Below are 13080 nucleotides of genomic sequence, written 5' to 3' on the forward strand. Positions count from 1 at the left end.
ATCTGCCATCAGCGGTGCGACGACTACGAGCAGTTGATGGTGGCGTCGGGGAAGAAGCCCTTGTTGTTGTCTTCTGCCACGACGACCGGGATTGTGTTGAACGGGACTGCGTCGACGGTGGTTTCGGGTGCGGTGCCGGTGGAACCATCGTCGCTTGGCGTCACCGACGTTGTCGTGGTTTCGAAGACTTGCTCGGGTGCGTCGGCGAGCGACGCCTCGCCGCGGAACACCGACAGCACCGATTGCATATTGGGGCCATCGATCGTGGGCAGCAGCACGGAGTTGCCCTGGATTTTTGTGCCGCGCGCCTCGATCTGATTGGTCGTGATCTCTGCGGGGTCGATGCCCTTCACGACGCCGGCGAACTCGAGCATCTTGTTCACGGTCAACTCGCTGTCGTTGACGACGAAGTCGTCGCTGGTCTTGATCAGTGCCCGAATGACGTTCGGGTTGAAGGCGCCAGCGGATAGCAGTGAGGCGACGGTTCGGCGGATGAAGTCTTGCTGGCGTGAGATGCGGCCGAGATCAGACGTGCCGTCGGTAACCCACTTGCCGCTTTCGTCGAGCGCTTGCAACTTGCGTGACCGGACGTAGGCGAGTGCGTGGTCGCCGTTGAAGTTGAAGCATCCGGCGACGGGAACATTGAGGCCGGTCGCTGGGTCACGGACCGGGCGGTCGAAGGGGACTGACACGCCACCGACCGCGTCGACCAAGGTGCGGAAGGCGCAGAAGTCGACCTGAATGAAGTGATCGGTGGCGATGCCGAAGTTCTGGTAAATCGTGTCGATCAGCTTTTGTGGCTGGTCACGTTCGTAGGCGACGTTGATCCGCTGCTTGCTGGATCCACCGGCGATCGTGACCCATAGATCGCGGGGAAACGAGAGAACAGCAACTTGTGATGCGGCTGGGTTGACCCGCCACATCATGATGGTGTCGCTACGTTCGCCGAGGCTGCTGCGATCGCCGAAAGCGCCGGCGTACGGCGAGTTGGGGTCGACACAAGCGTTGTTGTCGGCACCGGTGATCAGGAAGTTCCGGGCAGCGGCTGAGGCAGGTGGAAACGTTTCGACGGGAATATCGGTGTCGTCTGCCCCCTGAGCGCTGTCGCTGCCACCGGTGGTCGTTCCGTCGTCAGGCGCTGAGGTGGAGAACTCGGCGTTCTCGCCGGGGGCGCCGCTCTCGATAGCGACGACATCGCGATCCTCAATCACGCGCTGGGCGGCGTAGAGGCCAGAGCCAGCGGCGAAGCAACCGATCGCTGCCAGGTACACGCCACCGATCGTGAAGCGCTGCGGCCAGGTCCGGCGAAGCTTCTTGGGAGAGGTGCTCGATGCGGGCGTCTGGTTTGCAGACGTGTCGGGCACGGCGATGTTGGTTGGGCCCGCCTCGGGGCTCGTGTCGTCGGTCGTCATGCTCGTTGCGACGTTAGCGGTGGGGTAGCCGCGTCGGACAGCGCGCAGGACTGTTCGTTCGAACAGGACTGCGACACCGGCTCAGTCGGTGGCGGCCGGTGCAAGCACCACAGCACACGAGAGCTCGGCGCCCTCAATCACCGTGACTGTTGCAATCGAACCGGCATCGCAGAGGTCGGCTGTGCCAGCGGCCAGCGAGTCGTGCAGGTCGGCCGGTGCCGTCACCGTGAGGGACTCGACTGCTGCCTTTTGACTCTGCTTCGCCTCGGTCTTGGAGCGACGAACATGCTGGAGCGTGTCGATGGCGACGTCGATGAGCGTGGGATTGCCTCCGAGCCCACTCGGCACGGGCCACACAGCGGTGTGCACGGACGCGTCGTTCCACCAACTCCATGACTCTTCAGTGGCGAACGGCAGCATCGGTGCGAACAGACGCTGTATCGAGCTGAGTGCCTCACGGAGGGCCCGCAACGCCGAATTGGCCGGGGCTTCACCCTGTGAGTTGTAGGCGCGGCTCTTGACCAACTCGACGTAGTTGTCGCAGAACCACCAGAAGAACGACTCGGTGCGCTCGAGGGCCCGGGCATAGTCGAATGCCTCGAAGCCGGCGGTGGCTTCGGCAATCGTGTCGTCGAGCTTGGCGAGCATCGACCTGTCGACAGCGCCAGTCACTGCGTCAGCGAGTGGCATCGACATGTCGGGCTCGGGGAACGTCAAGACGAACTTGCTGACGTTGAGCAGCTTGTTGGCGAGCTTGCGCCCGACCTTCATTTGGTCTTCGCTGAACGTGGTGTCGACGCCCGGACGGCCTGACGCCGCCCAGTAGCGGACGGCGTCGGTGCCGAACTGTTCGAGCATGCCGTCGGGGGTCTGAGCGTTGCCGCTCGACTTGCCCATTTTTTTGCGATCGGGATCAAGAATCCAACCGCTCAGGGCAGCGTGCTTCCACGGTGCAACACCGTGCTCGTGGTGGCTGCGCGTCATGGTTGAGAACAGCCAGGTGCGGATGATGTCGTGGCCCTGCGGGCGCATGTCGAACGGGAAGATCTGATCGAACAGATCGGTGTCGGCGCTCGCGGCCGGTTCGTTCCAGCGGCCAGCGATCTGCGGCGTGAGCGACGAGGTCGCCCAGGTGTCGAAGATGTCGGGGTCGCCAGCAAAGCCGCCGGGCTGGTTGCGCTGGTCAGCGGTGAAGCCAGCCGGGACGTCGATCGACGGGTCGACTGGCAGGTCGGCCTCATCAGGCACGAGCGGCATGTCATAGATGGGCTCGCCAGCATCGTCGAGGCGGTACCAGACGGGAATCGGCACGCCAAAGAAGCGCTGGCGACTCACGAGCCAGTCGCTGTTGAGGCCGTCGACCCAGTTCTCGTAACGGTGACGCATGTGTTCGGGATGCCAGGTCACGTCGCTGCTGCGGGCAACCAGTGCGGCGCGTAGGTCGGTGTCTTTGCCGCCGTTGCGGATGTACCACTGGCGTGAGGTGACGATCTCGAGCGGTCGGTCGCCCTTTTCGTAGAACTTGACCTGATGCAAAATGGGGCGGGGCTCTCCGACGAGGATGTTTTGCTCGATGAGCTGCTCGACCACGGCCTTCTGTGCTTGGTTCGGGTACTTGCCGGCGATGAGGGCGTAGGCCTCGGCATTGACGCCGTGCGGTACGTCGGGCAGCACGCGGCCATCGCGGCCGATGATGGCACGCATCTCGAGGCTCAGTTCGCGCCACCACGTGACGTCGGTGGTGTCGCCGAACGTGCAGATCATGGCGATCCCGGTGCCCTTGTCGGGCTGCGCCAGCTCGTGCGCTCGGACTTCGACCTCTTGGCCGTAGAGCGGCACGATCACCTTGGTGCCGAAGAACGGCTTGAATCGCTCGTCGTCGGGGTGCGCAACCAGCGACACGCAGGCCGCGAGCAGTTCGGGACGGGTGGTGTCGATCTCGATGGTGCCCGAGCCGTCAGCTCGCTGGAACGGAATCTTGTGGTAAGCGGCGGGGCATTCCTTGTCGGTCAATTCGGCTTGAGCGACAGCAGTCCGGAAGTCGATGTCCCAGAGGGTGGGCGCTTCCTGGGTGTACGCCTCGCCGCGGGCGACGTTGCGCAGGAAGGCGCGCTGGCTGATGCGGCGCGAGCGCTCGTCGATCGTTGCGTATTTCAGCTTCCAGTCGACGCTCAGACCGAGGCGCCGGAAGAGTTGCTCGAAGAGTTCTTCGTCGATTTCGACCAGTTCGTCACAGAGCTCGAGGAAGTTGGGCCGCGAGATTGGGATGGCCTGGTGCTTCTTCGGCGGGTCGCCGCGGAACGGTGGTTCGAAGCCATCGGCATACGGCTGGCTCGGGTCGCAGCGGACGCCGTAGTAGGCCTGGACGCGGCGTTCGGTGGGCAGGCCGTTGTCGTCCCAGCCCATAGGGTAGAAGACGGACTTGCCGGTCATCCGCTGGTATCGGGCAATGGTGTCGGTGTGGGTGTAGCTAAAAACGTGGCCGACGTGCAGCGAGCCGCTGACGGTTGGCGGTGGCGTGTCGATCGAGAAGACGTTGTCCCGGACCGCCGACTGGTCGAACGTGTACGTGCCATCGGTGTCCCACTGGGCTGCCCAGCGTTCTTCGATGCCGTCGAGTGTCGGCTTGTCAGGGAGGTTCGCCATAAGCGTCGCAGGCTATCCGTCGGCCCGCCGGGGTCGCCTGCCTGATTCGCCTGCCTGATTCGTGCCGACGAAGGCATGCGCCGACGAAGGCATCCTCCGGCGGAACCTAGCGTGAGTGTGCGCTGGGGCGAGTCGTAGGATTGTTGGCGTGCTGCACCTCTTTGACACCGTGTCCCGTTCCGTGCGTGAACTGGCTCTGCGTGAACCGGGCAAGGTCAGCGTCTATCTCTGTGGGCCGACCGTGTACGGCCCCGCACACCTCGGCCATGGTCGGGCGACGCTGAGCTACGACATTCTCCGCCGCTACCTCGAGTGGGGCGGCCTTGATGTTCGATTGGTTTCGAATATCACTGACATCGAAGACAAAATCGTGCAGCGCGCGGTGCGCGAAGGCCGTCCCTGGAAGGACATCACCACCAAGTGTGAGGCAATGTGGTTCGAGGCGATGGACGGCATCAACGTCAAGCGCCCGACCGACGTGCCTCGGGCGACCGAATATGTCGACGAGATGGTCGAGATGATTGGTGAGCTGATCGCTGCCGACAAGGCATACGCGACCGACGACGGCATCTACATGGACGTCGAGTCAGTCGACGACTACGGGCTCCTCGCGCTGCAGACGCTCGACGACATGCGGACGGGCGGTGGCGATCGCGAGGTGGTCGGCGCTGCGCAGAAGCGGCATCCGTCCGACTTCGCGCTCTGGAAATTCAAGGCTGATGAGCCCACCGAGAGCGACCCAGCGTGGCCGTCACCATGGGGCGCGGGCCGACCGGGCTGGCACAGCGAATGCGTCGTGATGAGCCTCGACCTGCTCGGTGAGGGCTTCGATCTGCACTGCGGCGGGCAGGACCTGCGCTTTCCGCATCACGAGAACGAGCGGGCGCAAGCCGTGGCGCTCGGCAAGACCTTCGCCAACCACTGGATGCATCACGCGTTCGTCGTCGACGCTGAGGGCGAGAAGATGTCAAAGTCGATTGGCAACGTGTCCAACCTGCTCGATCTGATCAAGCATTACGACCCGCGCTCCTACCGACTCGTGCTGCTCCAGTCGCACTACCGCAGCCCTGTCAAGCTCGGCCAGGCGATGATCGATGCAGCCGTCAAGTCACTTGCAGGGTTGGACGGGTTCGCCGCCCGCACCTCCGACGTGTCAGGCGAGAGCGACGTCGCGACTATCGATGCGTTCCGTGCTGCGATGGACGACGATCTCGATACGCCGAAGGCCATGGCGCTCGTGTTCGACACCGTGCGCAAAGTGAATGTTGGCATCGATGCTGGCACCGATGTGTCGGGCCTCGTTGCGGCGGTCAACGAGATCTGCACTGCCGTCGGCCTCGAACTGTCGGCTGGATCAGACGTGCCGGATGACATCGCCGCTCAAGCCGCTGCCCTCGATCGGGCTCGCGCCGACAAGGACTTCGCCGCTGCCGACGTGATCCGCGATGCGCTGCAATCCGACGGCTGGATCGTCGAGACCACGAAGGATGGAACGTCCGTCCGTCGCTGACCTCGACGAACAGCTGGTGTTGCGGATGTCGACTTGTATGAGACCGGCGCAGGAACTCCATCGGGCGAATTGCTGCGGCGGTACTGGCAGCCGGTGGGATTATTGAGCGAGGCCACAGCGATCCTGCGCAACGCCCGCCTACTCGGCGAAGACCTTGTGCTCTGCCGCTCGCTCGACCGCGACCAGACCCGCGTGTTCTGCATCTTGCGCATCCCGAAGGGTCCGCCACCTCAGGGTCTCGGCACCTATGGGCCGGATGCCAAGCGCAGCTGCCGCCCGCCTCTCGACGCCCGCCTGGCTGTGGGTTGCTCGTTCGGTCGGCATGACACGGCGCGCACGTCTGGGTCCCGTAAACTTTCTGGTTGATGACGGGGGGCACCACAAGCGACTCTGGCGCGCCTCTCGAGCGGGGGTCAGGTAAGCCGGTTTTGCGCAGGATGGGGTCCAGCAAGATGGGGTACGAACCCTCGCTTGACGGCCTGCGTGCACTGTCGGTGATCGGCGTGCTGTTTTACCACGGTGGCTTTTCGTGGATGCACGGTGGCTTTCTTGGCGTCGAGGTGTTCTTCGTCGTGTCGGGGTACCTCATCACATCGTTGTTGATCGGTGAGCAGGAGAAGACCGGTCGGATCGATTTCAAGAACTTCTGGATCCGTCGGGCCCGTCGACTCCTTCCGGCCTTGTTCGCGATGATCGTTGGGGTCCTGATCTGGGCGGCGTTCTTTGGCTCCGAGCGAGACGTGTCTGACCTTCGGCGAGACGTGCCGTGGGCCTTCTTCTATGCCGGCAACTGGGGTCAGATCCTCGGAGGCGTTCCGTATTTCGGCAGTGACCCGCTGCTCAAGCATGTGTGGAGCCTGGCGGTCGAAGAGCAGTGGTATCTGCTCTGGCCACTGACGTTCGTCGTCATCATGAAGCTGCGCCGCAGTGCGCCGACAGTCGGTCTGCTGCTTGTCGGCGCGGCCTTCCTCGTGATGGCGTTTACGTTCTCGGTGGAGTCGGGTTCGCCGTCGCTGATCGGTGGCCCGATCGGGCTCTTCGAAGGGCTCGATCGCACCAACTTCATGTATCTGTCGACCTTCACCCGTTCGAGCGGCTTGCTGCTCGGTGCAGGTGTCGCGTTCATCTGGCGGCCATGGCGTTCGGCCGGCGCAGTTGACGCACCCGTCGGTCGGCTGCTCGATCCAATCGGCGCCGCAGTCGTCGCCGCACTCGGCTGCACGTTCGCGGTCACCACGCTGACGGCCGGCTACGTGTACCAGTGGGTGCTGCCGCTCACCTCGATCTTGTCGGTCATCGCGGTGATGATCGCCATGCACCCCGCAGCGGTCGGTTACCGGTCGGCATTGTCATGGCAGCCGCTGGTTGAAGTCGGCAAGCGGAGCTACGGCTTGTACCTGTGGAGCTGGCCGATTTTCGTGATCGTCGGTGCGCTCGATGGTTCGGTGTTCAAGTTCGTCGGGGCGCTGCTGGTCTCGATCTTGGTCGCCGAGGTGTCGTACCAATTCGTCGAGACACCTATTCGAGAAGGTCTGCTCGGTCGACTCTGGGCAGGCCAGCGTGAACTCATGCTGCGGCCGATGGCGGTTGGATCGGTCGCGCTGATCGGGCTTGGGATCTTCTACGTGAACGTCGACCCGTTTAACCCGTTCGAGGGCGGCGAGGACGCGGTTTTCGACGCCAGCTCGCTCGATATCGGCGCGGACGACGCGGTTGATGACGACGCGGTTGATGGCGCAGCGGGTGACGGCACAGCGGTTGATGGCGCAGCGGTGGCAGTTGCGGCCGAGGTGTCGGCGCAAGACATGACGATTGCTGCGACTGCCTCCACGACCACGACCACGATCACGGCAGCGTTATCGACTGCGCTATCGACCGAGACCACGCCCGGCGGACCGAAGCTCGCGATCGTTGGTGACTCACAAGCTCGAGCCTTGGCGAACAACCTGCCGAGTGGTTTCGAGCAAGTCTTCCCGGTCATCAAGAACGGTGGGGTCGACGGCTGCAGCGTGTGGGACTCGGGCAAGATCGTCACCGAACGTAACTTCAACAACAACTTTGCGATCTGTGATGGCTGGCAGGACAAGTGGAGTGCAGCTGCCGCCGGAGCTGACGTCGCCCTCGTGGTGATCGGTGCGTGGGATGTTTTCGACATCGACGACGGAGACGCGTACTACGCGTTCAACACGCAGGCCGCCGATTCGAAGTTCGCAGCCAATTTGCAGTCGGGTATCGATGCCCTCCTCGCGACCGGTGCTGACGTGGCCATTCTTGAAGTGCCGTGCATGCGCCCGGTGTCGGCCGAAGGCGCAGGGGTGCCGCCGCTTCCGGAGCGCGGGAACGACAGCCGAGTCGCACATGTCAACGAAGTCATCCGTTGGGTCTCGCGGCAGTACGGCCCGGAGGTGCTTGTGCTCGATGGGCCCGATGAGTGGTGTAACGACGAAGCGATTGCGACGAACATTGGCCATCGCTGGGACGGCGTTCACGTCTACAAGCCGGGTGGGAAGTTGATCGCCGAGAAGATCGGTGCTGATCTCCTCAAGCTCGCCAACCGCGAGCCCTGACGCCCGGGATTCAGCTGGCCGGATCTCGCACTTCTGCCGCTCGCTCGTTGCATGACACTTCGGTCGCGAAGTTACCGAGGGGTAGACACGGTGGTTACCAGTCGGTAACTTAGGGGCATGACAGATTTCTCAATGAAGCTGAACGAAGACCAGCTGACGCTCCAAAAGTGGGTGCACGACTTCGCCGAGAACGTCGTCCGTCCGGCCGGCGAAGAGTGGGACGAGAAGGAAGAGTTCCCGTATCCGATCGTTGAGCAAGCCAAGGAGATCGGCCTGTACAGCTGGGAGTTCATGGCCGAAGCCATGATGAATGACCCGAGCGGCCTGTCGATGCCGATCGCGATCGAAGAGCTTTTTTGGGGCGATGCTGGTATCGGTATGGCGATTATGGGCTCCGGGCTTGCTGCTGCAGGCATTGCCTCGTCAGCCACGCCTGAGCAGCTGATGGAATGGGTGCCGCAGTGCTATGAAGACGAAAAGGGCAAGCTCGCGCTCGGAGCGTTCTGCGCCTCTGAGCCCGACGCCGGTTCTGACGTCGGCGGCTACCGCACGTCAGCCAAGTACGACGAGGCCAAAGATGAGTGGGTGCTCAACGGCGCCAAGGCGTGGATTACCAACGGTGGTATTTCCAACATCCACGTCGTGGTCGCTGTCGTTGACCCCGAGCTTGGCTCGAAGGGTCATGCGTCGTTCGTCGTTCCGCCGAACACGAAGGGTCTGTCGCAGGGCCAGAAGTACAAGAAGCACGGCATCCGTGCCAGCCATACCGCCGAGGTCGTCCTCGACGACGTCCGGGTTCCCGGCCGTTGTTTGCTGGGTGGTAAGGAGAAGCTCGATGAGCGCCTCGCCCGAGTGCGTCGCGGTGAGAAGGGCAACTCGCAGGCAGCGATGCAGACCTTCGAAGCAACCCGCCCGGCCGTTGGCGCCCAGGCGCTCGGTGTCGCTCGTGCCGCCTTCGAATACTCGTTGCAGTACGCCAAGGACCGCGAGGCATTCGGTCGGCCGATCATCATGAACCAGTCGATCGCCTTCATGCTCGCCGATATGGCGACCGAAATCGAAGCCTCACGCAACCTCATCTGGCGTGCCGCCTGGCTTGGTAAGAACAAGGGCTTCGTGAACGCCGAAGGCTCGATGGCCAAGCTCAAGGCCGGCCGCACCGCCACGTGGGTGACCGAGCGTGCCATCCAAATTCTCGGTGGCTACGGCTACACGCGTGAGTACCCGGTTGAGCGCTGGCACCGTGATGCGAAGATCCACGACATCTTCGAAGGCACCGAGCAAATCCAGCAGCTCGTCATCAGCCGGGCTATATCAGGCCTGCGTATCGTGTAGATCTGGGTTTTTGGCCGTTCCGCTTCCCGTCAGACCGAGCATCACTGCGCTCGTCAACGATGCGCACTGAGCACCTCGGCGGTCGACCACACTGAACGAATGCGAACAATCCTCGTCGTCCTCATCGGGGTCGTCGTCACAATCGGCCTGATGTGGCTGGTTCTGCTTGCCTGCTTTGCAATCCTTCGGCCGCCTGGGTCGACGCTGAGCGATGCAGTCCGCATCGTGCCCGACACGATCCGACTCGTGCGTCGTCTTGCCGGTGATCGAAGCATCAGCCGAGGGGTGCGGGTCCGCCTCTTTGTGCTCTTGGGATATCTCGCCATCCCGATCGATCTCGTTCCAGACTTCATTCCTGTCCTCGGATACGCCGACGATGCCATCGTCATTGGCATCGTGCTCCGCAGCGTTATCCGCCGAGCCGGACCAGATGCCGTTCGCCGACACTGGCCTGGAAGCGATGATGGTCTTGCATTACTCGCACGGCTCTGTCGTGTTCCCGAATTGCAGCCGGAACGTGCAACTTGAGAGGAAGGGCTCACGTGCTCCCAATCACTCAATGAGCTACGACACGACCGGGCTACTTGTCGGTCAATCGCGGTGCCACGCCAGGCCCGTCGGCGTACGACGAGAATCGCCAGGCGCTGTCGCCTTACATCGTCGCTCGCCGGACGCCGGTCGTAGGATTATCCAGTGATTCGTGCCGTCGGTCGGGCGTTCGTCGGTGAGGGTGATCTCACTGAGCGACAGGGTGAGGTCTTGGTTGCTGGGGCGGGTGTCGCCTTCAGCGTGACAGCCATCGCGTTCCGCGGCGTCGAGAGCGCCAGCGACTTCCAGTTTCTGACCTATCGCGGGCTCTCGACGGTCTTGGTCATGGTGCTGCTGATCCTCGTGCGCCGAAGCGGCCGCCCAGTGAGTTTCGCCGAGGTCACGTGGAGGACATGGGTGGCTGCGTTGGTGTTGGCCACCACCTCGATGTTGTACATCCTTGCGCTGTCACGAACGTCAGCTGCAACAACCCTGTTCATGCTCGCCGCGGCGCCGGTCTTCGCAGCGATTATCGGCTGGGTGCTGTTGCGTGAACGCGTCGAGCGATCGACAATAATCGCGATCGCAATCACGGCGGTCGGTGTGACGATCATGGTTGGAGCAGGTCTCGACGCTGGCTCGGCAATGGGACTGTTCTTTGCGGCGCTGATCCCGGTGCTCGTTGGGCTGTACAGCGTTATTCAGCGGTCGGTTTCTCGGGTCGACCCGGTGATCCCGACATTGATCGCCGCAGTATTTCTCACGCTCGGCTCCGGCGTGATTGCACTTTTTGACACGGGGCTTGGCATCAGTGGTCGCGACCTGACGATGGCGGGTATCTCCGGTGGATTCGCTTTGGGTGTGGGCTTGCCGCTGTTCAACCTCGGACATCGTTCGGTCGCCGCAGCGCGCATCCCATTGCTGCTGATGACCGAGGTCGTGCTCGCACCAGTGTGGGTCTGGATTTGGCCTGGTGAGACACCTGGCGTGACGACGTTGATAGGTGGTGCTGTGATCATGAGCGCAGTCGCGTGGCTGATGCTGCGGGCACGAACGAGCGAGCTGCCGCGGCCGGTTATCGCTGCGACGTGACGTGGTTGCGCCAGGCTGCCGTCTGTTCAGCATGCGCTGGCTTGCTCACCCGTTGAGCGTGGCCACCGCCGTGGTGAGCGCTCGCAGCTTCTTCTGGGCGAGGTCGCGGCCAAGATAGCCGAGGCCGCAGTCAGGGGCGGCCACGAGGCGGTCCTCGGGAAGGTAGCCGCGGGCCACCCGGAGGCGGGCCGTGATCTCTTCGACCGTTTCGACCCGGCTCTGCGCGATGGCCACGACGCCGAGGACGACGGTGGTATTGGCGAAGAGCGGCAACAGTGCTGCGAGATCGTTGTGCCGGTGGGCATCTTCGATGCTCACTTGGTCGATCGGCGCCGCATCCAGCGCCGGAGCGAGCTGGATGTATGTGCGACGGTCGGCCTTGGGGTACTCCGTATCGTCGAGTCGTCTTGGATAGCCGCAGCAGCAGTGCACCGTCCGGGTCACGGTTGCCGGCACATTGTCGAAGCACCGCCCAAGCTGGTCGATTCCGTAATCGAGGGCAACGGTCGGTTTGCGAGCCATCACCGGTTCATCAATTTGGATGTGCCGACAACCCGCAGCGACGAGGTCGTGGATCTGAGCGTTCAATGCCACGGCGAGATCAGCGCCGAGCGCACGCTCGTCGTAGTAGTGAGCGTCCACCGTTGTGTCGATGATGGTCATTGGTCCGGGCAGTGTGACCTTCACTGGTCGGGCCGACATCGACTGAGCGATTTCGAAGTCGCGAGCGAGTGGCGACGTGTCGAAGCCGACCGGACCGGACACGGTTGGCAGGCGTGTCTCGATCGTGTCGCGGATCCGGTGTTGTCCGAGATGCTTGAAGTCGAATCCGCTGAGGTAGCGGCATTGTGCGTGCACGTAGTTCTCGCGGCGCACTTCGCCGTCGGTCACAATGTCGATGCCGGCGTCGATCTGGTCGTCGATGATTTCCTTCGTCGCCTGCCGGAAGAGCATCTCTCCGTCGTCGCCCGCCGCCTCAAGTTCCTCCGCGTAGGCGCTCGTGTAGTCAACGACCTCCCCGGCTCGGTGGTCAGTCGTAAACCAGTCGGTGATTGGCACGTAGCCAGGTTTGGGGTAGGCCCCGATCGTGGTTGTCTGAATCATCGTGCAATCTCTTCGATGTAGCGCCCGAAGCGATCCAAACCCGGTTTCATCACCCGGCGGCGCGTTTGAAGACATCGGGAGGGAATGCCTCGGCGTCGATGCATCGTTGCGACCAGTCGGAGAGATCTTCGATCAGCGCGTCGACCGCAGCCCCGTCCGCACAGGCGAGGACGAGGTCTCGGACAACGGACGCCTGGAGTTCATCGGTCGTCGTTTCGATGCCGTCGCGCATCGTGCGGCCGCTTTCGGACAGTTGGTCACCGTCGAGCCAACCGCGTGAACGAAGATCGTCGCACGTCGCCTCGATCGTGGGTGCCGACCAAAAGCGCGACGCCGAGTAGGTGGCGATCGGCATTCCAACCCACAACTCGGTCAGCACGTTCATAGCAACCGGGCTCAACCCAGCGGCGACGCACACGGCTACGTGACTGTCACCTCGATGTTCACGAATCAACTCACACGCTCGCCAGAGGCGACCGATTGCACCTGCGGGAACGGGCTGGTCACGGAGACCCGAAAAGAGTGAACGACCAGTTCCGTCGGCGCTCCCCACAGCGTCGAGCAACACGTCGGCGACAGCGCCAACCCGTTTGGTGTCGACGCCGGCGAGCGCCGCTGACAGGCTCGCAATGGTCGACTCGTCGCGTGCGGCGAGCAACTCGGTGCGGTCGCACTTTGAACGACCTGCTTCGTATACCGCGCAGATCACCGTCGGTTCGAAGACGGCGAAGGTCGACACGACGACTCCGGGTTCGGGTTCGCCGAGCAACGAGGCGCGACAGGTGACATAGCTCTCGAAGAAGTCGAGGCCCAGGACCCTGAGGCGGGTACTCGTGGCTTCGCACCACACCGAGTGCATCGCGATCGGTTCGATGGCATCGCGTAA

The 13080-nt window shown here is 63.1% G+C and carries 10 protein-coding genes; 6 read left to right on the forward strand and 4 right to left on the reverse strand.

What is annotated here, in order from left to right; genetic code table 11:
- Window positions 1-23: 23 nt before the first annotated feature.
- The gene (locus tag ACH2EI_RS17140; RefSeq protein ID WP_395160927.1) at window positions 24-1412 is read right to left on the reverse strand and encodes an LCP family protein; all 1389 of its coding nucleotides are present in this window, start codon (window positions 1410-1412) and stop codon (window positions 24-26) included.
- A gap of 81 nt (window positions 1413-1493) precedes the next feature.
- The gene (gene valS, locus ACH2EI_RS17145; protein ID WP_395154961.1) at window positions 1494-4058 is read right to left on the reverse strand and encodes a valine--tRNA ligase; all 2565 of its coding nucleotides are present in this window, start codon (window positions 4056-4058) and stop codon (window positions 1494-1496) included.
- 148 nt (window positions 4059-4206) lie between these two features.
- Between valS and cysS the strand changes: the two genes are divergently transcribed.
- The 6 genes from cysS to ACH2EI_RS17175 all read left to right on the forward strand — a co-directional run bounded on the left by cysS (window position 4207) and on the right by ACH2EI_RS17175 (window position 11090).
- Window positions 4207-5568 carry a cysteine--tRNA ligase gene (gene cysS / locus ACH2EI_RS17150; protein ID WP_395154960.1) on the forward strand — a complete coding sequence of 454 codons (1362 nt, stop codon included), beginning with the start codon at window positions 4207-4209 and terminating at the stop codon, window positions 5566-5568.
- A 33-nt stretch (window positions 5569-5601) separates the two neighbouring features.
- Complete coding sequence (locus tag ACH2EI_RS17155; RefSeq protein ID WP_395154959.1) at window positions 5602-5934, forward strand: hypothetical protein; 333 nt, start codon at window positions 5602-5604, stop codon at window positions 5932-5934.
- A gap of 86 nt (window positions 5935-6020) precedes the next feature.
- Entirely contained in the window at window positions 6021-8135 is a 2115-nt protein-coding gene (locus ACH2EI_RS17160) for an acyltransferase family protein (protein ID WP_395160929.1), read from the forward strand.
- A gap of 117 nt (window positions 8136-8252) precedes the next feature.
- The gene (locus ACH2EI_RS17165; protein WP_395160931.1) at window positions 8253-9470 is read left to right on the forward strand and encodes an acyl-CoA dehydrogenase family protein; all 1218 of its coding nucleotides are present in this window, start codon (window positions 8253-8255) and stop codon (window positions 9468-9470) included.
- A gap of 99 nt (window positions 9471-9569) precedes the next feature.
- The gene (locus tag ACH2EI_RS17170; protein ID WP_395160933.1) at window positions 9570-9998 is read left to right on the forward strand and encodes a YkvA family protein; all 429 of its coding nucleotides are present in this window, start codon (window positions 9570-9572) and stop codon (window positions 9996-9998) included.
- A gap of 165 nt (window positions 9999-10163) precedes the next feature.
- Entirely contained in the window at window positions 10164-11090 is a 927-nt protein-coding gene (locus ACH2EI_RS17175; RefSeq protein WP_395160935.1) for a DMT family transporter, read from the forward strand.
- 45 nt (window positions 11091-11135) lie between these two features.
- Here ACH2EI_RS17175 and ACH2EI_RS17180 read toward each other — a convergent pair whose 3' ends face one another.
- Entirely contained in the window at window positions 11136-12194 is a 1059-nt protein-coding gene (locus ACH2EI_RS17180) for a 5-methyltetrahydropteroyltriglutamate--homocysteine methyltransferase (protein ID WP_395160936.1), read from the reverse strand.
- A gap of 49 nt (window positions 12195-12243) precedes the next feature.
- Window positions 12244-13080: hypothetical protein (locus ACH2EI_RS17185; protein ID WP_395154055.1), on the reverse strand; the 837-nt coding region annotated here is incomplete at its 5' end.

It is taken from the genome of Ilumatobacter sp. (genome assembly GCF_041688325.1).
In the GTDB taxonomy this organism is placed as follows: Bacteria; Actinomycetota; Acidimicrobiia; order Acidimicrobiales; family Ilumatobacteraceae; genus Ilumatobacter_A.

Excerpts from the sequence above, each read along its gene's own strand:
- ACH2EI_RS17140 (WP_395160927.1), bottom strand. The coding sequence starts at position 1,412 with ATGACGACCGACGACACGAGCCCCGAGGCGGGCCCAACCAACATCGCC.
- valS (WP_395154961.1), bottom strand. The coding sequence starts at position 4,058 with ATGGCGAACCTCCCTGACAAGCCGACACTCGACGGCATCGAAGAACGC.
- ACH2EI_RS17160 (WP_395160929.1), top strand. The coding sequence starts at position 6,021 with ATGGGGTACGAACCCTCGCTTGACGGCCTGCGTGCACTGTCGGTGATC.
- ACH2EI_RS17165 (WP_395160931.1), top strand. The coding sequence starts at position 8,253 with ATGACAGATTTCTCAATGAAGCTGAACGAAGACCAGCTGACGCTCCAA.
- ACH2EI_RS17170 (WP_395160933.1), top strand. The coding sequence starts at position 9,570 with ATGCGAACAATCCTCGTCGTCCTCATCGGGGTCGTCGTCACAATCGGC.
- ACH2EI_RS17180 (WP_395160936.1), bottom strand. The coding sequence starts at position 12,194 with ATGATTCAGACAACCACGATCGGGGCCTACCCCAAACCTGGCTACGTG.